13 protein-coding genes and 1 pseudogene are annotated in these 22591 nt (G+C 59.3%); 5 read left to right on the top strand and 9 right to left on the bottom strand.

The window, feature by feature from the left end; translation table 11 throughout:
* Positions 1-12: 12 nt before the first annotated feature.
* The 7 genes from P9220_RS07305 to P9220_RS07275 all read right to left on the bottom strand — a co-directional run bounded on the left by P9220_RS07305 (position 13) and on the right by P9220_RS07275 (position 9505).
* Positions 13-1896, bottom strand: coding sequence for a nucleoside-diphosphate sugar epimerase/dehydratase (locus P9220_RS07305; protein WP_309764238.1), 1884 nt, complete (start codon positions 1894-1896; stop codon positions 13-15).
* The gene (locus P9220_RS07300; RefSeq protein ID WP_404989531.1) at positions 1893-2930 is read right to left on the bottom strand and encodes an MraY family glycosyltransferase; all 1038 of its coding nucleotides are present in this window, start codon (positions 2928-2930) and stop codon (positions 1893-1895) included. Before P9220_RS07300 ends, P9220_RS07305 begins: the two co-directional genes overlap by 4 nt.
* Before the next feature lie 112 nt (positions 2931-3042).
* Positions 3043-3990 carry an SDR family oxidoreductase gene (locus P9220_RS07295; RefSeq protein ID WP_309764237.1) on the bottom strand — a complete coding sequence of 316 codons (948 nt, stop codon included), beginning with the start codon at positions 3988-3990 and terminating at the stop codon, positions 3043-3045.
* Positions 3987-4835, bottom strand: a complete 849-nt coding sequence (locus P9220_RS07290) for a glycosyltransferase family 2 protein (protein WP_309764235.1) — start codon at positions 4833-4835, stop codon at positions 3987-3989. Before P9220_RS07290 ends, P9220_RS07295 begins: the two co-directional genes overlap by 4 nt.
* 1126 nt (positions 4836-5961) lie before the next feature.
* A complete protein-coding gene (locus P9220_RS07285) occupies positions 5962-6924 on the bottom strand; it encodes a hypothetical protein (protein WP_309764234.1) in 963 nt (320 codons plus the stop codon).
* Positions 6925-7684: 760 nt separating this feature from the next.
* The gene (locus tag P9220_RS07280) at positions 7685-8158 is read right to left on the bottom strand and encodes a hypothetical protein (RefSeq protein ID WP_309764233.1); all 474 of its coding nucleotides are present in this window, start codon (positions 8156-8158) and stop codon (positions 7685-7687) included.
* Between the two features lie 681 nt (positions 8159-8839).
* Positions 8840-9505 (bottom strand): nuclease-related domain-containing protein, encoded by a 666-nt coding sequence (locus P9220_RS07275; protein WP_309764232.1) that lies wholly within the window; start codon positions 9503-9505, stop codon positions 8840-8842.
* 2371 nt (positions 9506-11876) lie between these two features.
* Between P9220_RS07275 and istA the strand changes: the two genes are divergently transcribed.
* From istA to P9220_RS07255, 4 genes and pseudogenes are all read left to right on the top strand, one after another.
* The gene (gene istA, locus P9220_RS07270) at positions 11877-13328 is read left to right on the top strand and encodes an IS21 family transposase (protein WP_404989530.1); all 1452 of its coding nucleotides are present in this window, start codon (positions 11877-11879) and stop codon (positions 13326-13328) included.
* Positions 13325-13708, top strand: a complete 384-nt coding sequence (locus P9220_RS07265) for an ATP-binding protein (protein WP_309764230.1) — start codon at positions 13325-13327, stop codon at positions 13706-13708. The genes istA and P9220_RS07265 overlap by 4 nt, the downstream gene beginning before the upstream one ends.
* Before the next feature lie 418 nt (positions 13709-14126).
* Positions 14127-15488: an IS110 family transposase gene (locus tag P9220_RS07260; protein WP_309764229.1), complete on the top strand. Its 1362-nt coding sequence runs from the start codon at positions 14127-14129 to the stop codon at positions 15486-15488.
* Positions 15489-15529: 41 nt separating this feature from the next.
* A pseudogene (locus tag P9220_RS07255) lies at positions 15530-16000 on the top strand (ATP-binding protein); the annotation flags it as partial.
* Positions 16001-16244: 244 nt separating this feature from the next.
* Here P9220_RS07255 and P9220_RS07250 read toward each other — a convergent pair.
* Positions 16245-17204, bottom strand: coding sequence for a hypothetical protein (locus tag P9220_RS07250; protein ID WP_309764228.1), 960 nt, complete (start codon positions 17202-17204; stop codon positions 16245-16247).
* A 1432-nt stretch (positions 17205-18636) separates the two neighbouring features.
* Entirely contained in the window at positions 18637-19917 is a 1281-nt protein-coding gene (locus P9220_RS07245) for an integrase domain-containing protein (protein ID WP_309764227.1), read from the bottom strand.
* A 1952-nt stretch (positions 19918-21869) separates the two neighbouring features.
* On the opposite strand from P9220_RS07245, the gene P9220_RS07240 reads away from it, so the two are divergent.
* On the top strand, positions 21870-22589 hold the full coding sequence (locus P9220_RS07240; RefSeq protein WP_309764226.1) for an ABC transporter permease: 720 nt from the start codon (positions 21870-21872) through the stop codon (positions 22587-22589).
* Positions 22590-22591: the final 2 nt, after the last annotated feature.

The raw sequence follows: 22591 nt of genomic DNA, 5'->3' as shown, positions 1-22591 counted from the left end.
GCGCGCTGCGTCTCAGCGCGCCGCCTCGCGCCCCTTGGCCACGCTCTGCAGAACCGGCGCCGCCGCCGTCTGATACTCCGGCACCCAGCGGCGCAGGTCGCGGCGCACTTCATCGTCCGACAACACGCGATGCTGCATCAGCCAGGGCAATAACTCGTCGATAAACGCATCCGGCACGCCCCGCGCCTGCGCGATCCGCAGCTTCGGATGCGGCGTGCGCGTGGTGGTTTCATCGTCGGCGAGCAGTTCTTCATAGAGCTTTTCGCCGGGACGCAGGCCGGTGAACACAATGCGAATCTGCTCCTCGCTGTAGCCATAGAGGCGGATGAGGTCGCGCGCCAGATCGACGATCCGCACCGGCTGCCCCATATCGAGAATGAAAATTTCGCCGCCCCGCCCCATGCTCGATGCCTGCAGCACGAGCTGCGCGGCCTCGGGAATGGTCATGAAGAACCGCGTAATCTCGGGATGCGTGACCGTGACGGGACCGCCCTTCGCAATCTGCTGCTGGAACTTCGGAATCACGCTGCCCGCGCTGCCGAGCACATTGCCGAAGCGCACGGTCTCGAACTGCGTGCGCGGCGCGGATTGCTGCAACGCCTGACACGTCATCTCCGCGAGGCGCTTGCTCGCGCCCATCACGTTGGTCGGGTTGACGGCCTTGTCGGTGGAAATAAGGACGAAGTGGCGCACGTCGTGACGAATCGCCGCACGCGCGACGCGCAGCGTGCCGAGCACGTTGTTACGCACCGCCTGCCACGCGTTCTGCTCTTCCATCAGCGGCACGTGCTTGTAAGCCGCCGCATGGAAGACGATGTGCGGCGTGAAGCGCGCCATCGTCTGATCGAGCAGCAGCGAATCTTTTGCATCGCCGACGACGGGCACCACCGACAGCTCCGGAAACTTCTCGTGCAGTTCCTCGATCAGGCGATACATCGCGTATTCGCTGAGATCGTAGGCAATCAGTTGCGCGGGCGAGAATCGCAGAATCTGCCGGCAAAGCTCGGAGCCGATCGAGCCGCCCGCGCCCGTCACCATCACGGCGCGCCCGTGCAGCAGTTGCTCGACGTGCGGCATGTCGATTTTCACGGGCTCGCGGCCGAGCAGGTCTTCCAGGTCGATCTGCCGCACGCGCGACAGGAAACCGCCCTCGCCTTGCGTCAGCTGGTTGAGCGCGGGCAGCACCATCACCTTGACGCCTGCGCGCACGCAGAGGGTGGCGACGCGGCGCTGTTCATCGACGGAAGCGGACGGGATTGCGATGATCGCGTATTCGGTCTTGTACTGCTCCGCGACTTTCGACAGGTCGCCGAACGAGCCGAGCACCTTGTGGCCGAGGACTTCGCGGCCTTGCTTGGAAGGATCGTCGTCGAGCAGGCCGACGAGACGCCATTCCGACGAACGCGCGAGTTCCCGCGCAAGCATTGCGCCGGCGGTGCCCGCGCCGAGCACGATCACGGGCTTGCCTTGCCCGACGAGTCCGCCGTACAGATAGAACTCCTTCCCGGCGCGATACAGCGCACGCGCGCCGCCCATCGCGAGGAAAAGAAACAGCGGCTCGACGATGAGCACCGAGCGCGGAATGACGGGCGTCGGCTGAAGCAGCACTGCGCCGATCATCACGACGAGCGCGCCCACGACGACCGACTTCGAGATGCGCATCAGGTCCGGCAGGCTGGCGAATACCCACATGCCGCGATAGAGGCCGAAGACGCGGAACATGACGCCGTAGACCGGCAGCACCCAGATGAGCGCGACGAGCGCGCCGTGCTGAAAGTTGGCCGGCACGGCGCCGTTGAAGCGGATCAGATAAGCGGCGAGCCAGGTCGCGGCGACCGCCACGAGATCGAATGTGAACGCGCCTGCGGAAAGCCAGGAAGCTTTGAATCGAATCATCCGCGTACACCTCGAGATTGTTCGGATAGAAGCGCCTGATGACGCCGCCAGCTTGCATCGACCAACAGGCCCGCCACCGCGACGACGACCGCCCAGCCTGCCACCGCCGCCCATTGCACTCCGGTCGGCCAGGCCAGCGCCAGGTTGGCGAGCGCGACGCCCGCGAGCATTAGCACGTACCAGACGATGGCCGTTCGCGCGTGACCCGCGCCCATCTGCACCATGCGCTGGTAGTAATGCTCGCGATGCGCCTGCCAGAACTTCTCGCCGCGCGCAAGCCGCCGTAGCAGCGTGACGGACGCATCGGCGATGAACGGGCCGAACACGAGCGCCGGGAACCACACGGGCCACGTGCCTTTCAGCCAGCCCCAGTAACCGAGTGCGCCTGCAAGGAATCCTAGGGGAATCGAGCCTGAATCGCCTAGGAAAATCCGTGCCGGATGGAAATTAAAGAGCAGGAAGCCCGCCGCCGCCCCGGCGATGGCCGCGCTGGCGATGCCCAGATCGATCTGCGGCACCGGACCGGACAGCGCCGCGACCGCGTAACCGCCAAAGCCGAACAGCGCCATGCCGCCCGCGAGGCCGTCGGAACCGTCCATGAAGTTGTAGAGGTTGACCAGCCAGACCATCAGGAAGCCGACGGCGCTGAGCGCGATCCATGGCGCTGGCGCCGGATTGGCGACGATCAGCACGGCGACGGTGGCGACGTGCGCGCCGAACCGGACGCGCGCAGGCAGACCGCGACGATCATCGATTTGCGATACGGCGGCGAGCGCGGCGGCGAGCAGCGCGGCGAGCCACATCGAGCGCGTGAGCGACAGCATCGCGATGACGGTGACCGGCACGATGCCCCATCCGCCGACGCGCGGCGTCGGGCGCGTGTGCAGCGAACGGTCGTTTGGAATGTCGGTGGCGAGACGCCAGGCGAGGCCTGTGCGCAACAGGAGGAAGAGAATCAGCGCGCAGATCGCCAGGGATGCGGCCGCGACACACGCAGCGGCGATCCACGGCGAATCGACGACGAAAGGGGACAACTGCGCACTCATTTCCCGGGTATTGCCTACGTTTATGTTCTTTTGACCAGCGGATGATGCGCGTTTCCGGATCATCCGCGTGTTACCGCCGCCATTCGGTTGTTACGGGACGTTAGATCGTCCACTTGTTCTCGGCCAGGAACCAACCGGCGGTGGCGGCCAGGCCCGCATCCAGCGAGCTTGGAGGCCGCCAGCCTAGCACATCGCGAATGTAGGACGAATCGACTTGCAGGCTGCCGGTCAGGCGTTCGATCTGCGCCGTCTTGCCGGTGAGCCGCCCCGCCGCTTTCAGCAAGCCGACGGGCACCGGCAACAGACGCGCCGGGCGTTTCAGATGATGCCCGAGCCTGCGCGCGAGTTCGGCGACGCCGGGATCTTCGCCATCGGTGACGTGGAAGAGCTGGTTCGCGGCGCGCGGATGTGTCGCGCATTCGACGAGCGCGTTTGCGAGGTTACCGACGTAGACGAGGCTGCGGCGTGCGGTGACTGCGCCGATGGGCATTGGTATGCCTTTGGCGATCGCGCGCATCAGCGCGAGGAAGTTCGCGCGGACTTCGGGACCGTAGACGAGCGGCGGGCGCACGATGACGATTTCCATCCCCGTCCTTGCGCCGAATTCCTGCAGCATGACTTCGGCTTCGGCTTTCGATACGCCGTAGGGGTCGGGCGGGCGGCGTTCGTCGGTTTCGGTCAACGGGCGGCCGTCGTCGAGTTCCGCGAGCGCCTTGATGCTGCTCACGAAGACGAAGCGCGTCGCGCCGGCGCGGCGGGCGGCGTCGGCGGTTCTGAGCGCGCCGTCGACGTTGATCGCGCGGAAGGCGGCGAGCGGATCGGCGGCGGCGTCGTTCATTACGTGGACGCGCGCTGCCAGGTGGATCACCGATGTGCAGCCTTCGCACACGGCGGGGGTGAGCGCATCGAGTGACTTTACTTGGACTGTATGCGGGCCCGCGCCGTGGCGAACGATGCCGAGCGGTTCCTTACCCGCATCGAGCAAGGCGCGTGTGACCGCTCGTCCGACGAAACCGCTCGCCCCCGTGATGCCGATGCGCTCACTCATAACCATTTCCAGCCGAATCGGTTGAAAAACTTGTACGCCGATGCGATGAAGAGCTTGATGTGGGTCCAGCCCTTGCCTGCCGCGTCGCCGCCGTGATGCATGACGCGAACCGAGGGGACGTAGGCGACGCGCGCGACTTCATGAGCGCGAAGGCTCAGGTCGTAGTCTTCGAAGTAGAGGAAATAGCGCGGGTCGAAACCGTTCAGCTTTTTGAGCACTTCGGTACGAAAAAGCATGAAGCAGCCGCTGACGATGGGCGGGTCCCAGACGATTTCTTTATCGTTGATGACGTCGCGCATTTCGTATCTTGCTAGTCGCGGTTCGAACGGCTTCTTCAGGCTTCTCGGGAGGAAGCCCCGAACGAAGAGGTCGAAGACCGTGGGGTAGCGGCGGCAGAGATATTGCCGGCTGCCGTCGTCTTCGACGATCTGCGGCGATAGCAGGCCGACTTCCGGGTGAACGTCCATAAAGGCGAGCGCGTGGGTTAGCGCGTCGCCGTCCAGTTCGATGTCGGGGTTCAGGATCAGATGGTAACGGGTCGACGTGAGCTCGATGGCCAGGTTGTGACCGCGGCCGTAGCCGACGTTGCCATGGCCTTCGATGACGTGCGTCTGAAGCGCCGTTTCGCAGGCAACCTCGGACAGGTTGAACCCTTCGTCCGTTCCGTTGTTGATCAGATACAGTGGCGCAGAGACGCTGACATCGGCGGGAAACAAACGATGCAACGCGTTATCGAGCGTAATCAGCGTGCGTTCAAGAAGCTGCCGATGCGGCCGGTAAACAACGAGGGATACGCTTATCAATTGAGCTGAGCTTGCGCTGGCGTATTGGGAGTTCAACTGCATCCTTAGCGACCGAGTTCCGAACGCGCCCCCTACTGTCGGACGACGCAGCCGACATTTTCCCAGAAATGGGCCGTGCGTAGGAAATAATCGAACGCGGCTAGTGTCGGCGGGATGGACGCGCCGTCTCTGTCGAGGCCTGCGAATCTCGGTATTCCCCACAAGGTGCCCGTCTCGACGCTCTTTTAAATGTTAGTCAATCTTCCGCGGAGCAGATGCTTGGGAGCATGCAGCGTATGAAGGTTGCGGCTATGGCAAGCGCACGGTCTGCTCTCTCTGATTGGCATAACGCGACTCTCACTGCGTCACCATCCCGTTGAAAGAACGACGTCTGCATCGGAGCTCCGATGTGGGAGGAAAGATTCTAAATAGGCGGCCCAGCTGTTGTGATGGCGCCGAAACAAGGTTTGACGCACCAATTCCCTCGACGTACTCGCTGCTTGAACGTCATTTCTTTTTCGGATTCTTTGTTGTCGATCACAGCGAGCAATACACCTGGCATTTCCCGGTCATTCTTTTCGCGGTAGAAATTCGAATTTCCCGGGACCAGCAAGATGCCTTAGCTTCTAATACAAAGTAGCTCCGTGCGGTGACCCTACGCCTCGCTTCGCCTTTCACGATGAAATCGCACGCACAATGACTCCATCACTGGGGCATCAAAAAACTCAGGCAATCAACAACGCGGACATGCGCCGTTGTCGTCAGCGTTTAACGCCGCAGCGGCGCCCTCTCTTTGCTCTTCTTGAAAAGCGTGCAGCGCAAATCCGTCCAGTCAATGCGCCTCCGACTCTGGATTCTGCTTCCGCGAGGGCCTGCGGAGCCTGAGTGCTGCTGGACACACGCGTGCTATGACTGGCAGCCCCCAACGAAAAGAAGGAGCGACTGAGGATACGTCCGCGCGGACGCCACCGATCAGCTCTCTACTCGGTCAGGACCGATTCAATCTTTTCTAGCGATATCCCAGGACCGAAGCGCACAGTGAGCCAGCGCAGCCAAAATTCTATGAGCCTGACTGCCGTGAGCGCCATACCAGACCTATCGATGGCGAGGAACGCGCGGCGCTACACCCGGAACGATCGCTTTTCAAGAGCACACGCCACGTAAGCAGCATTGCCTAACGGCGACGCCATCACCCACTAGCAATCACCCGGGATATCTGAGACTTCACGTGTAGCCAGATTGACAACTGCCGTTCAAGAAATTTGCGAAACTTGCTATCGCCCTTGCGTGCAAAGGTGGTAACTGTATTGACTGTCGCATGGCGCCAATGGCCGAAAACAAGCACAGTGTCGTTTCCCTTGAGCGAATGCAACCATTCAGCTTGATTGGTCCATACCGTCGCGTGCGCGACTTCTCCTACCATCGGGTCACGAGAATATGAGTGCGCTGCAGACGACTTCATATGCAAAACATACAACGTTCGACCACGTCTCTCGATAGTCTCAATATTGGCTACCGTGCCCACCAGCGTGACTGGAAAAGAAGTTGCAGTCATACCGAGCCAACGATAGGCTGCGAGAAATCGCGCTTCCTCGTAATAGAAATCCTCCCAATTCACTGACATGCCATTGAAGACGAATTCGAGACGGTCCCTAACACCGGAATTGCTCGCACACAAACTTCGAAGTTCTATAACTCGCTTCGCCGCGTTAATGTACGCAGACAGAAAGCAGCGGGAGTCGCTTGAAAGGAACGCACTGTCGTCTCCTGCAATATCGGCCTTGCGAGATATCTTTGAACGCTTTAGATGCGTGTCTATGTCGCGTATATCAGCGATTGCGAGCAGACGAAAACGATATTGTCCTTGTTCGATGGCCTGCAAAAGACCAAACGAACGACGCGCAATGACTTTCAGTTGCTCCTCGACATTGAACACGCAGTCTTCGTTATGGGCCACCTTCGGAAACAAGCGAAAATACGCCTTGACCGAGTAGGCTTTGCCCCGACTCTCGCGTGCGTGGTGCGGAACGAAACTGACGGGCGCCCTGCAGTACACACATCTCAACGGCGGAGGCTCTTGAAGAGAACCGATCGTCTCAGCGGAGACTTCCCGCCCATCCATTGTTGTCGCCACCCACATTCTTGCAGCCATCTTGTCCCTCCTTGTTCGTTTGTGCGACACAGTGAAGACCGCGCGATGACGCGATGGTCTGGTGCGCCTTCTTTTCCTTTACGCCGGCGAGTCAATCCTGGAATCTATCCGCGTTTATTCCGACAGGAAATCGCGAGTCGGGTACCAAAGATTGCGGGCGACGGCTCGCTTGGCGAAGCCTCGGCTCGCGTCTTTCGAAGCGATTGCGCTAGCCCGGCGCCTTCTTTTCCGCGCGATACGGTTTCCACGGTAAGGTCGCGTCGCTGCTGGTCGGTTGTGGCAGCGGTGACGGTGATGAGCGTCCCGTTGCAAATGAACGCCGCTCGTCAAGCAACGACAACTGAATTCGTGGGCACCGGAGGCACCCTCGCCCTTGCATCTCAATGTGCGTCGGTCTTCTAATCCCTGCCCTCGTAGGGCGGGCAAAGCAGAGCATCCCGCTTAAGTACGCCGACGACCGGGGCTCGACAACGCCTTAGAGATTGACGCTTAGAAAATTCTTTCGCTGGCGCAACGAAGGGCGCACTGCGGCGCCGGGCCCGACGGCTATGACGACCGGAAATTTAAGCAAGATATCAGTGCCCGATTGGTTGGACCCGTAAGTGGCGCGAGCGGAATCGTTAGTCGTTAATGAGGCAAACCACGCCAAGCGGCGTGGTCTGCACAAACAACGTCGATCGACATTAAGATCAACGCCGCGTCGACGAACGGCCGAACCACTGCTAAGAGCGAGCCGATAAGGCGAGCTTCAGCATCATCGTCACGTCGATTCGTGATCACCCGGAAAGCACATATGTCCGATGACGAACAGAGCAGCGGACGTCACGCAAAGCAACGCGATCTCAACGATGAGACCTGCGTCCCAGTCCTTGCTTGACTGAGCGAGGTAGCACGCGCTGATCAACGAAAAGGCACTCAGCATATGGGCGAAGCGCCGGTTGAGCCGCCGTTGAGCGCGATTGGGAGTTGCGACGCTTTTCAGCGTCGTGACTAGACGCTCACCGAAAGGCAGCTTGTCCCCCACGGCAAGTTCGCCGTCGGGGGCGCCTGTCACGCGATAAATGACGCCGTCTACCGAAACTTGAATCGACGTGCGGCGCTCTGTCCTTTCGAGTTCGGTAAGCATCGCGCTCAAGCGCGGCGGCAGCATAATGCGGAATGACGGCTGAACGACAACGCGGTCGGTCAGGATCAAGCCGCCTGCATAGCGGACTTCTAGTACGGCGAGTTTCATAAAGCCTCCTTGGCTAAGAAAGTAGCGGCCTTCGGCGGTCTGCCAGGCCAGACTACGGTGGTGAAATAGGTCAGCGGTGGATCGTGCGCGACGCATAAGTGCAGCGAACCAGCGTGGCGGCGAGATGCTGAAAACGGATGACGAGCAACGTCCCGCGACCACGCGTGCGCAGGCGTGGCCGTCGAACAGAAAACTGTGTTGGTGCGAGACAACGGCTTGCTTCCGGCAGGAAGCGCGCTTGTCTTGCACGGAAACAGGAATGACGACGCGACTGGGGACCAGCGCTCGGATACAACGATGGAAAACGGTGGCAGATCGCTCGATGAACTCGTGCGGGAGCCCGGACTGCGATTTCCCGGAGAGGCCAGGTATAAAAGAAATGGCAAGCGCGCGTCAGCCGTGCGCTTAGCTAAGGTCGATGCGTAAATACGCGGTGGGTCCAACCAATATAGCGCGCCCATTGGACGGTTTCCCCTGGAAAGCTTCGTAAAAACGGCGTCTTTCCAGTTTGATGGTGGATATTGATGTCATGGAGCGGGCGGCTCGAGCGGCGGTTGCCGTTCGAGGGCGATAGAGCTCGGTTGGCCCGACGCCGCGCCACGGGCAACTTTCGAGGGTTGGCTCGGGTTTCACGTGGCGGGCACGCTGCTATAAACGAAACAGCGATTCCGGGTACCGGTATCACGGACGCGAGCGCCCGCGAGAGCAAAGCCAGTCGATATGGGAAGCGAGGTTGTCCACCTCTAAATAGCGCCGGTGCGTTGCGCGGAAGCGGTTCAACCTCGTGCGCACGAAGTAGTGCAAGTCTGGCAAGGTCAAGACGCCATCCGGCACGGTCGGATGCAGGCTGCCGCCCGCCTCGCCTAGAACGGCGATACTCTCGACCGGACATTCGTGTTGAGACAGCACCAAGCGCAAATGACGCACGGCCGGCTTCGCACGGCGCAGCGGCGACGTATGAATCGTCACGTCGCCGCGGTCATCGACGACGGCAAGTTCATCTTCGTTGGTTCCCGGTTTGACCAGGCCTGTCCAGAGGAAGTGGTTCACGACGAACACGCCAAACGGTGTGATCGCGAGGCAATCAACCTGTGTTGTCGGGTTCTTGGTGCCCGGTGCATGTTCGAGTTCGATTGAATGGCGCACATGCGCCCGGCCATCGCACGCATGCTGAAAGATCGGCGCAATGCGCATCAGCAACGCGCGGCTCACGCGTGGACGGTTTTTCGCTCCGTTGGTCGCCTCTTTTCTTGTCCTGCTGGAATGGCTGAAGCTATCGTCGGCGCCGCTGACCGTCTCGTTTGGTAGGTCGTGCGTCGGTATTCCGTCTTGATTGTGCTTTCTCATTTGGTCCCTCGGCTTTCGTTCATGGGATGGACTTCCAAGAAAAGTCATCGCATGCCACGGCGATCTCATTTGCAAGTCAGGCCGCCTATCGCGCCGCCACCTCTGTCGGTATAGCTCGACCGAGCGTCATTGAGTGAGGCGAGCGGCAATAGGCGAATAAGAAGGTGAGTAGGTTGCGCTACGAAAACACCGCCGGGCGAACCTACGCGCACTGACACTCGTGCGGCTCGCTCTCCAGCAGCAACCTTCGCAATGCCGCGATGCGTTGCTGCTGAGTTGGAATGAGGCAAGTCTTTTGCTTGATTCGCTCGAGCCGTGCGAGCCAATACGACTGAGGCAGGTACGCAGGTAGAGACGGGCCGTGAGTGCTAGCGACGTGGCGAATCACCGCTTCAAGATGTCGGATTTCGGCGTCCGCGCACCGCGCGGGCAGACGCACCGTAGGGGACGGTACGCTGACGGCAGAAGGACCTGTTGATCGTGCTAGGCCTTGTCGGAGGGAGTGCCCGGGCGCTGCACGCACTGGCGTGCGGGTGCGTAATCCTCCCGACGGGTGTTCCCTCGAACCGCGACTATCGGAGAGTCTTGCTCGTTGGCACGAATGCGCGCAGCACAGAAGTTTCGTTATTGGCATGTCTGAAATAATCTGGTTGGGACAAATCCAGCATGCCTGGCATATAAAGATGTCAAGGCGCCGCGACGGCTTGGCGATAGACCGAAGCAGCGGTCGTTGTATGAGGTCTGTGGTCGGCGCCAGCTCTTAGCACGGAACTCACGAGACCTTTACGAATTCACGTCCTGCACCACCGCCGGCGAACATCTGAAACCGAACTTGGTAGTTTGGAGAGACCAAAGAGTCGAAAGCTACCCCAATTTGCGAAGCTTTTGCTTGCTTGGGTGCGCCTGTTGGCCGGTACAGTGGAGGCGAGCAGTCGATCCTAGTTGCCTATATCGCCTCAGGAAACAGGAAGTCGACGACAGGCTTGAAACAAGCTCTCGCCGAAGCCGCCAAATCCGAAGCTGTTACCGAGCAGCTGTTAGGAATAGGGAACGCGAACGGGTCGTAGATTGTTAACGCCGTGTAATCGCTGGCAGGGCGGCTGTCTATCTCGGAGGCGAGCATGGGCCTTCAGCTCCGAGGAACCGAAGAATTAACGTTATGGCGAGCGAATCCCTGCCTTCTACCCGAGCGGTTTCTTCGCCGCGTCGGGCGAGGGAAACGCTGGTGCATAAGAATGATCGAAACGACGGAACGACTACATGACGAGTTCATTGCAAATCAAGATAACAATTAGCGAGTTTGTCACGCCAGAGCTTTATCGCGCCCTGTCGGCCGTCTCGAATCCAAGGCAACGAGCAGGGCTGCTCAGACGGCTCGCCGAGGACGCGCTGCGCAACAGAATAGTGACCACTCAGGTTTCGCCTGCTGCGGCCGCAGTCATAGCAGGCAGCAGTGTTGTACCCAGGCCGACCCACTCGGGAGCTGAGCCGGAATCGTTTCCTTCTATGCCCGGTGGCCCCGCCTCGGGGACAGGCATTGTGGACCAAGATCAAAGGCAGTTGGCTTATAGATGCGTAGCCGACGATTCGTCGGCCGTGAGCCCCTCCGCCCAAATGGTTCTGACCGTCACAGAGGCGCGAAACTATGGCGTAGAAGGAGTTTCCTTGCCGCGTGAGACCGCCGCGTCTATTTCATCAGTCGTCCTTGACCACGACGTAGGCGCAACGAATTCGGCGGTGGGACCAACGACGCCTTCACGACCTCGCCAAGATGGCGAGGCACTCTGCCCTGACTCCATCACGGAACCGAGCGGGAGGCACGCCGGTTTGCGGTGGGCGCTGGCTGCGACGGGACTTGCTCTGAGGGAAAACGCATACCGGTTCGGTGGCGCCATCATCGGTCGTTGGAAGACGGTAGGCAGGACTATTCGATAAGTGGTGGCCACCCATGCTTTGTTTGCTACTCGTTGCCCGCGACCCGACCCTTCCAAAATATGCTCGCTCGCCCCGGAACGAGTGCGGATAGAGGCTATGCTTCTATGCATCGCACGAGACCGGCAACGCCGTCTCGATTGCGCGCGGTGTGGCATCTCAGGACCAACACTTCGCAAATAGTTACGACGTTATCAGGAGGGCGAAGATTGGCTGCTCAAGGGCGACGCGCGATCAGAGTGGAGGGCGACAATCATGTTGGACGGTGTAGCGGCGAAGGTTTTGGCCGGTGATGAGGAGTCGAAGGCGGCGTAGCCGCCGAAGACGACGCATCACCGGCGGCGCCGAGTCGGCCGGGTTCTACGATGGCTGATCGAACAAGAAAGCGATCAGCTACATGTCTGGAACCCGCATTACCGACCAACAGGTTCGCCTCTACATGTCCAAACGCAAACATCACTCGCAGGAGATCGCCGCCGCCAAGGCGGGCATCAGTGTCCGCAGCGCAAGGCGCATCGAACGTGACACCACCCTGCCATCACAGAAACCCCGTCGTTACTGGCGTTCCCGTCCCGATCCCTTCGCCGACGTCTGGGACACCGAAGTCGTTCCGATGCTTGCGAACGCGCCACAACTTCAGGCGATCACCATTCTGCGCAAGCTGCAGGAGGATCATCCCGGGCAGTATCCGGATAGCACACGTCGCACACTGGAGCGGCGCATTCGGCACTGGAGGGCGATGTCCGGTCCACCGAAGGAAGTCTTTTTCCCGCAGTTGCATGAGCCTGGCGCACGCGGCCTGTCCGACTTCACCGACATGGCCGAACTGGGAGTGACGATCGCTGGCGTGCCATTCGAACACCGGCTGTACCACTTCGTGCTCGCGTTCTCGCGCTGGGAATACGCTAATGTCGTTGAAGGCGGCGAGAGCTTCGAAGCACTGTCCATGGGATTGCAAAATGCACTATGGCAGGCCGGGGGATGTCCGCGCGAGCATCGCACCGACAGTCTGTCGGCGGCGTTCAGAAACCTCGCGGATAAAGACGACTTCACAGTGCGCTATGCGGCGCTGCTCGAGCACTACCGCATGAACGGGACGCGCAACAATCGCGGCTTGGGCCACGAGAACGGTAGCGTGGAGTCATCGCATCGCTATTTGAAGGAAGCTGTCGACCAAGCGTTGATGTTGCGCGGCCATCGGGACTTCGTTGATCGTGCGGCCTATGATGAGTTTCTGCGCGAGGTCGTCATGCGTCGCAACCGGCGTAACGCAGCGGCGTTCCGCCTTGAGCGCGAACAGCTCATGGATCTCCCGTTAAGGCGCACGACCGACTTCGTCGAGGAAGAAGCGCGCGTTACACGCTGCAGTACCTTCACCATACGCGGCATTCTGTACAGCGCGCCGTCGCGCCTGATCGGTCATCGTCTGAAGGTGCGCGTGTATGGTGACCGGCTCGACTGCTATCTGTCAGGCGCGCTGGTGCATAGCACCTCGCGAGGTTCGCGTGCCGGCGACAACCGCCGCGCACTTGATTACCGACACTTCATTGAGAGCCTCAAACGCAAGCCGCAGGCATTCAAGGGGCTTGCGTTTCGAGACGAGCTGTTTCCGCGCGAGGCCTATCGCCGGACTTGGGAACAGCTGGAGGCGAGACTGACGCAACGCGAGGCGTGCAAAGTCATCGTTGGATTGCTTGAACTCGCCGCGCTCGATGGCGTCGAGGCCGTGCTGGCCGCGCACCTCAACGCGTTGCTGGTTGACGGCAAGCTGCCTGATCTGAAGGCTCTACGCGAGGAGTTCGCGCCGCGTCACGCCGATTGCCCAAACGTCAATGTCGAGATGCCACCCGCAAGCAGCTATGACGACCTGCTCGACAAGGAGGTCGCATGAGCACGCATGCTTACGATGCCGGCCGTCTTGCCTTGATGCTCAATGAACTGCGCCTGCCGACCATCGCCCGCCTTTGGCCCGAGTTTGCGGAGCGCTCCGACAAGGAAGGCTGGCAGGCCACACGCTTGATCGGCGCATTGCTCGAACACGAACTGGCCGAGCGGGCCAAACGGCGCATTGAACGCCATCGTGCCGAGTCGCATCTGGACCCGACCAAGACGCTTGCGACCTTCGACTTCAGCATGGTGCCGATGGTTTCAAAGGCACACGTCATGGCGCTCGCGACCGGCGATTCGTGGCTTGAGAAAGGTGCCACGGCGCTCCTGTTTGGTCCGCCTGGGGCCGGCAAGAGTCAGGTATCTATAGCAGTGCGGGGTTGACGCCGAGGGGCAAGTCGATGATGGGGCTTCAAGACGCCTCGACGAAGTGATCGCGGGTCGACCTTCGCACCCTCAAATTCAATAGTTTCGTATTTGAATCTGGGTGCAGAGCGAACGCCGAGGGCCAAGAGTATGAGGCCGAGCTCCTGTCGATTTACTCACGATTCAACTCCGCCCGAACACTCGCTGATACCCTTGCCTGCGGGCACCGAGCCCAGCGACCTTAAGAACGTGGGAGAGCCCGCAGAGTTCGTCCCGACGATGTGAAGCCCATGGTTGCCGGGTTCGGGCTGGCGCAGGCAAGAGTAACGAGATGGTGGCGCATGAATCAGCAAAGTTCAAGCGGCCACGAATGAAACACCTGGCAGTGCTGCCCAGCAACGAGCCCTCTGATTCGTTAAAAGGAGAACAATGACTCATGGCTTCTATTAACAATGCACCGGTGCATCACCGAACTGTTGGCATCGATCTGGCAATCAGCGCAGTACAGGTCGCGCAAATCTTCGATGATGGACGTGCGATTGGCAAACCGATCCGCTTCCGTTTGACGTCAACCGATCTCAGGCGTTTCGTGTCAGCCGTCAAGAACGGTGTCAGTGCGGACACGCTGATCACCGCAGTAATGGAACCGACCGGCATGGCATGGTTTCCGGTGGCAAACTGGCTGCAGCGTGCCGGAATTAAGGTCATTCGAGTCAAGGGGCAACGCGTGAAGGCGTTGCGCAAATACCTTAGCGAGCATGCCAAGACTGATGCGGCCGATGCGCATGTGTTAGGCGCAATACCCGGCTTTGGTGGTCGTGGCCTTGATCCAGTTCATGTGCCAGTGCCCGAGCAACATTCTCTGCAACGACTGACTAAACAGCGTCACCGCTATCAGGAGCTGGTATGTTCCGCGCGGCGCCGCGTTCTTGACCTGATCCGATGGGCCTGCCCAGCACTTGAGCCTGTGTTACCCGACACGGTGACGCAACTCACATTGGCAATTCTCGACGAGCTATTCGATCCTCGCAAGGTTGTCGCTATGCGACGTGACGTGCTTGCTCGATTCTTGGCGCGACACGCATCAGGCAATCATCCCAAGAGCGGCCCCTTTATTGATTCGCTGGTCGAGAAACTTAAGTCTGCTGCCGAGGAAACCATTGAACTCCATGGTGATAGCGTCGATTTCGTCGCTTTGCAATTTGAGGTGGCACAGGAGGTCGAACGTTTGCGATTATGGGATCGTCACGTGAGCGCGATCGAGCGCGAGGTGGAGCAAATCTATCAGCGCGTGCATCCGTCCAACGCACTTCGATCGATCCCTGGCATTGGTGCGACCCTGGCTCCCTTGCTCATCGGCGTGCTCGGCTACGCAAAACGCTTCCGTAACGAGGATCACATCCGAGGCTTCTGCGGCATGTTCCCGACCAGAAATTCGTCGGGCGGCCTAGATAAGCCCGGGCAGAGGTTGACAAAAAGCGGAAGCGATCGCGTCAAGCGGGCGCTGTATATCGCCGCCGACGTTGCGCGCAAGATTGATCCCGACCTTGCCGCTGTGTACTGGCGTCTTATGGTGAACAAAGGGCATCACCACAAACAGGCCCTCTGCGCTGTTGCTACACGTTTGATCAACCGGATCTACCCCGTGCTGAAGACCGGTGAGCCATATGTGCTCCGAGATCAGGACGGTAACTCGATTACCGTCCAAGAAGGCAAACGTATCGTTGCTGCGCAATTTAAAGTGCCGATCGAGGTCCGCCAGTCTCGCCGCAACCAGCCTATGCCAGAACCGGCGTAGAGTCGCGCTAAGACGTTGCGAACACGCATTGACAGTCGGTACGAGATCATCTAGGTTCGGCCATCGGACACGCGTTGATTGACGCCGGCTACCGGGTGCTGTTCACGCGTACGAGCGAGCTCGTACAGAAGCTGCAGGCTGCGCGCCAGAGCCTGCAGTTGCCTTCAGCTCTTGCCAAGCTCGACCGCTTCGACCTGATCATCCTCGACGACCTGTCGTACGCCCGTAAGGACCAGGCCGAAACAAGCGTCCTGTTCGAGCTGATCGCCGAAAGATACGAGCGCCGCAGCCTTCTGATCACGGCCAACCAGCCCTTCTCGGGATGGAATAACGTGTTTCCGGATCCCGGCATGACTGTCGCTGCGATCGACCGACTCGTCCACCATTCGACGATCTTCGAGATGAACGTCGAAAGCTACCGTCGTCGCGCAGCCAGCGACAAACAGAACAACCGGCGCCGACAATCCTCCAGCGACAAACATCAACAAGGAGCGACAACCATGACCGGATAACGACCGACAATCATCCCGGTCGACCGGCCAAGATGGTTGTCGGTAAACCGGCCGTGCTGCTTGACGCTGTCCAATCAGAGTTCGCTACTTGACCTAACGCTAAGGGCGGTCGCCGTTTCAACAGCAACTGCGCGCGCTGGCCAAGGTCAGTGGCGCGAGTCCCACCCACCGACAGGACGTGACCTTGTGCATCGGTCGACGCCGATTTAGATGAACGCGGCCGATACATGCTCTGCAAGCCGCCTCAACGAGGAAGAACTGACCGCCGCGTGCCCAACGAGTCGCGGATGACTTCAAAGGATTCCGGATCGCGGAGACGCCTTCTAAGCACCTTGTGGATCGCTCCTTCCATCTCATGCCGGTACCTAAAAAGCAGTGCGGCATCTTTACATTCGATGACGAGCCGATTTGAACCGCGTCCCTTCTTGATGCGCACCCGCCTGAGGTCCAAAGGCCCAATATCCTCATCGTTCAGTTCTAGCAAGATGTTGTCGGCTGTTCGGCCGACCACATCTAACATCGATTCCTTACACAGTGCCCGCAACAGCAGTTCGTCGATCCCCAGTTCGCGCTTAAGCGCGAGAAGCTTTCGCCCGACGCAGAGTGTAAGCGCTTGCACACCGAAAAGATGGCGAATGGAAACCGGCAGCTCGCTGATCGCAACGGCGTCGCTTATGTTTCGCCGGGATATGTGCAGTGCTTTCGCGCAGGCACTGAAACTGTCCCATTCCCCCTGCTTTACGCCGAGGTAATACCGCTCAGCGATGTGCGCGGGCAGATCCAGCGGCCGGGCAACGATCTTCTCTAGATCTTGTCCCGACCGACGCAGCATCTTCTTTGACCCCAACGCTTGGCCCTTTATGACACGCAACACTCCCTTGTTCGACAGGGTCTTACTAGGAACGCCACTACGCTGCACACGACTAAGCACGGTGCTCAGACCGTCGTGGATGATCGTGTGGCGAATAACACGAACGGTGTGGCTGCTGATCTCAATGCGATCTTCAAAAAGATCAACGATCGGTTCCGGCAATTTCTCAAGCTGCAGCGCCAACGATAAGTCGCCTTGGCTTACGCCGAGCGTACTGAGTGCGCCAAGTTGCGTCGTCCATCTCCCATCAGCAAGTCCCTCTCGGTAAAGCATCGCTAGTCGCCAGCAACTGCGGCGGCTGAGGAACCGATACGCCCTTTTTTTTCCAATCATCTTGCTCTCCTTTCGCCGCGCCTCAGTTTCATCGCATACACACAGCCGATAGCAAAGATCGTAATAACGGCCTGTTACGAGCTTTCTGCAGGCAACAGAAGCCGTAAGATGACGCGCTTCATCCAAGTGGTCTTTGTTAGTCTCTGAGACTTCCTGAGCTTAGGCGGAACGCAAAGCTGACCGCGACGTGCCAGCCTCTGGCTGTTGTGCTCATGAGGGCAGCACGGTACGAGGGGTGTCTCGCAGACATTGCGACAAACTCTCGTATCGCGCGGTACGGTAGCTGTCCGCTGTTGCAGACAAGGCGCGAGCGCTGCCCCGGCTTACCGACCTTGACCGAGCTGGGGGCGTTGACCGCCTTCTCTCCCCTTCTCCGTCTGAGCGAACCGGTCGCGCAGCCGATGAACGTCGGCGAGGTCTATCGAAAGCGTGCGGTACTTGGTTGTGGGCCAATCCAGCGACCGTCGATGCTTCTATGAGGCTCGCCCCGTGTCGCTCGCGATAATCGGTACTTTGCCTAAAAAGTCAGCGGGACTTCATCATGATGTAGCGCATTTTTCTCAGTCGGACCGGCAGGCAACCGGCTGATTTTAAGCGGAAAAACGGATGATATTGCGATATTGTCTTGGTCATACCAATCGCACAAAGATCGCAATAGATCGAATACGCACGCAAACTGGCGCCTTGCAACGCTCGCGTCCGCTCACGGGCGACACCGCAATCTTGAAGCTCGACTAGTGCATCGGCAAGGCGAATCGGATGCGGTAGCACCCCGGACCGCTATGCCGTGTTGCTCGAGACCTGTCGGACGTCAGCGCAAAAAGTGGAATTATCATGATGAAGTCCATTCCCCGGAAAGACACAGTTTTTTAGCGTCTTTCCGCCGCCCAGAGCACAGGAGCTTACAAAGTCGCACGAGCGAGCGCTGGGGGACGGTGTTACTTTCAGCAATTTTTGCCAAATGTAACACTGCGCCGTAGCGGTTTTTTGTATGGGAAACAACGACCTACTTATGCTTCGCCGCGCCAAGGTGATCGTCAGTGGCAAGCGCGCTTTGTTCAGCGTTGCAGGCGGCTCAAGTCCTCAGGGGCGGTGATCCGAAAAAGCAGCGGCCTCGTTATCTTCGACCTTCCTGACAGTTGGAAGCAGTTTCCGGCGTCTCGAGGTAAGAGCACGACCATGCAATCGCGCGAGCCGGCAGCCCATCGAAACTGCGACGAGTGCGGTGATGTCACGCCCGAGACTACCGCGAAAGACGACGACCGAAGCAGGCGTGACCACGGGCGCGGCTTCTTCGCTTCTCCCTTGCTTGCGCATAGTATCGTGCTGATTACCTTTCATCGTGACCACCGTCGACCCTCAACTCCGTCTCAGCCCCGGAAGCCGTCGCCGATGATGACGACTGCGAAGTCGTCGGATGGCGACGGTAGCCCTATTCGGCAAGCAGTGAAAGCTGGTCCGGTGTGGCGTCGTTGATCGTCAGAGCCAACGGTGAACCTTCGAGGACCTCGTTGGGCGCGGATGTTGGCGATGCTTCCCTTTCGACGGCGTTTGCAGGCGTTACAGTTGCCAACGGGCCGCCTTTTGCGAGTATCCGATAGAGCGCCTGCCGTGAGATTTTCAGGCGCTTTGCCGCCTCTGATTTGACGCCGTTCGCCGCATCAAGAGCCGCGATCGCCTGCTCGAAAGTCGCGACAGGTCGCGACAGGCGCTCCGCCGTCGCGAAGGTCGAGATGTAGGCCGTCGCCTTCGCTGCAAGACTATGCCCCGCGGCTTCGACCAACTGTTGCATGGCCCTTTGATGAAGTTCCGGATCGGGCCGATGATCAGGCAGCTTGATCGGTGCCGGCACCTCCGTTATAGCCTCGTACATCTTCTGCAGGTAAGCGTGGCGCAGTCCGTGAACCGTGACGCCCAAGCCACTACGCGTGATGCCCTCTTTCTGGAGGACGTGATAGAAATGGCGGTACCACCGCTTGAGCGACCATGGCTCCGGAATCATTGAACCGGTGCGCGGATTCGCGAGCCTCGCTGCACGGATGAGGACTTCGTATTGCCATTCAGCATCGATCGGCACGAGCCGGGGCCTGCCGCCCTTCGTACCATCGATGACGTGCAGGTGGCCCGAAACGCGCAGGCATTGCAGTGGACGCAGAAGCATGCTTTCTTGGGCGCGCAAGCCGAACGTCGCTTGCAATTCGACTTGAATGGCGACCCACCGATCATGCTCGCAGAGCCGGGAGACCACCTCGTTGACGTCAACGTTAGCCGCTTCCCACGACTTATCTTCTTGCGCCACGTAATAGCGGCGATAACCGTCGGGGCGTTTGATGTAGTCATCGACGGTGCCCACGAGCTGGTGCTTTTTCATCCAGGCGGCGAGCGTGCGCCAGTAGGTCAGTTTGTTTTCGACCGTGCCGGGCGCCTGATCTTTTTCCGCGACCCAAAGCTTCACGAGAAACGCGATGTGCTTTTCGGAAAGGTTCCAAGGCGACTGTAGCGCGAAGCCGCCCTTTCGCAGTTCGCGAAAGCCGGCGATCAGATGCCGTACGCGATAGGTCTGCGTCTTGATGGAGATTGCGTTCGACGTGACGCGCGTCGTGCTGTGGGGTTTCGATAGGTGCCGATTGAAGAGTTCGGCGAGCTCTTTGGTGAGCCGCTGAGGCAGCCCTGCATTGTCCAACAGGGGTAAAAAGTTGAATTGGATCTTCATGACCGTCGCATCAAACGCGACGTTCTCACCTATCAGAAGAACGTCCCGGGTTGTTGGAATACTGCACGCTTTGCTTTCCGGGATCTTAGAGATCAGATTTTCGATTCACCCGGCGCAGGGAAGCACTGCCGCCTGATGATCCATGCGCCGGACGAACCGATGCATGGCTACTTGACCGCAGGCGTAAGCCCGTCGAGCCAAGCAATTCCTTTTGCGCTTTTTGGTATCGGCAGCGCGAGCCGACAGAATGGGATATAGAAATCCGCACACAGGGTGCAAGTGATTTCCCGTCTTGCGAGCTTGTTCATCACGGTCGCCTCGATTTGGAACCGCGCGAATCAAGCTTGGCGAGAGTCGCCCTCGACGAAAGGCATAGGACGTTCGCACTGTCCGTGCGAAGTTGTTCTCAGACGATGGGAAACTGCGTTCTGCTTGCAAAGCCAATGTTGACGCCGTTGTCGGAGGACTCAGTTTCCGGCACGGCGCACATGGTCAAATCGCAGGATCACTGCGCGGCCGAAGAAGGTAGCGTCCGTCGGACGCTGTGCGAACAGAAATGTAGTGCGTTGCACTAAGGTCGATGCGTTGGAACGCGGATAGGTGACTAGGATGTTGCGCTTCTTAGCGCCGATTTGGCGGTGGAAAGCTCGCGATTTCGATACCCCTTTCGACCAATAAGCGCACACACGTCCTTCATCCGGGAAGGGCTGCCGCTTTGCTTTCGATACCGATGCATCGCCGATAGGTGCCTTGCGTGCAGCCTTCGTCGCGACCGGCGCTGCCGGGCACCTGCGTGGTTATTGATATTGCGCGAACAATCGGTACATCGGGCTCCAGCCCCGTCCAGTTGTTCACGGTGCTACGTGAATACGCTCCCGAGCATGGCCCGGCTGCGGTGCTCGCGGCCTCCGACGATCTCTTCGAAAGCTAGCCTGTTGCCGCATGGTCGTTCCCGGCGTACAGCATGTTATTACAGAGGATTAGTTTAGCGGTTGACCTTGGAGAAAGCATAAGGCAACTGCACGCTCTGAAGTGCAGTCTGCAGCTTCTGAACATTCCCGCAGGTTAGTGTGAGCAGCACGCGGTAAAAGCACTTCGTGAGGCGCGAACTTGTCCCACAGTGCCCGGAGGAAATATCATGATATAACCCAATCTGAGGAAAGAAGTACAAAAACGTATCTCTTTCCGCTGCACAGCGCACCAGATTCGTGGTAAGCGACCGTGAGCGCGCCGATACTTTTTACTAGGTCGGCATGAGCGGGGGTTGCACGTCGGCGATAGAACGGCGATTTGAGTTCCCGTTCCCCGTCTGGCCGCGTTCTGGGACACCATTTCGGCGACGGCAAGCTTTCAACAACCATTGGTGGGCTTGTTCTCGACTGTGCCAGGCGGCCAATGTCCCTGACTTAAAGCCATTCATCGTGGGTCGAGCGTCCCACGTGCGTGCAACGAGCCGATATTGGTGCGGTTAGCACTTACTAAAGGGAATCGTGCGTGTGCCACGCCATGCTACCGTCACGTCGGCTTTTATAGCGTCAAGGCGGCCCTGCGGGCGAACGCCCCGCTTTTTCTTTCTCGTTGTTGGTGCGAGCATTCTCACGTCAGCCGTTTCCTCGGCGTACGAGGTCGCCGCCTTTCTACATACCGACCTCGACGGGTGCGTGAGAGCACCAGGCCGTGCGGACCGATGGGCAGACTAAACGGCCTCTCCATGTCGCGGACGGTTAGCCACGCCGATTGCCGAGTCGGTTACCAATTAAAAATCCGCGAGACGCGCTTCAGCTTCGAACACTACCTCTCAGCGTTGCAGCGCCAACTGATTCACTAGAAGGATACCTGCGACCGATGACAGCCACTGACAACGCTGACACCTACAGAACGGACGTGCAACCGTCCGCGACTATTGTTAGCGACTTCAGCAAACGCTTAACGCTGCCCGCGTCGTCCTTTTCATGGCATGGAGCGACGTTCGACCGCGCTACAAGCGGACGATCTTGGGTCCTTTACGGCTGACGCTTGGCACGCTGCTGGGCACCGCAGGCCTCGGGTACATCTGGAGCGAGCTCTTCCATCTGGTCAGAGCCACGTTCGTCCCTGCGCTGACGAGCGGGCTAATTGTCTGGCAGTTTCTCTCGGGCTGCATCACAGAGGCACCGACGACTTTGAATCGTCAGGCGGGCATCATCCGGAATATGGAAGTGCCGCTATCGCTTCATCCCGCGCAGATGGTGACCAAGCACTTCATCAATTTACTTCATACCGCGCCTGTATTCGTCGTTGTCGCCGTTCTGATGAACGTGCACGTCGGATGGCCGACGCTGCTCTTCATACCTTGCCTGATGCTCGTCACTGCCAACCTTGCGTGGATCGCGTTCCTGCCCAACATTCTCGGCGCGCGTATTCGCGACCTCGAATATCTCGTGGCCGCCGTGATGCCGCTCCTCATGTTCCTGAGCCCAGTGATGCACCGGCCGAATTTTCTGCCGATGACCCGGCACCTTCTTTGGTTCAACCCGCTATCGCACCTGATCGAGTTGCTGCGCTATCCGCTTCTCGGCACGATCCCGCCAGGCTTCATCGTCTGGACAAGCATCGGTATGGCGGTCGTTGGGTGGAGCGTGGTACTGGTCGTGTTCCATCGCGTTCACTCGCGCATTGCGTTCTGGATCTAACG

Origin of the sequence: Caballeronia sp. LZ016, assembly GCF_031450805.1 — a bacterium.
Classification (GTDB): domain Bacteria; phylum Pseudomonadota; class Gammaproteobacteria; order Burkholderiales; family Burkholderiaceae; genus Caballeronia.
This window is presented reverse-complemented; position numbering and strand designations above follow the sequence as displayed.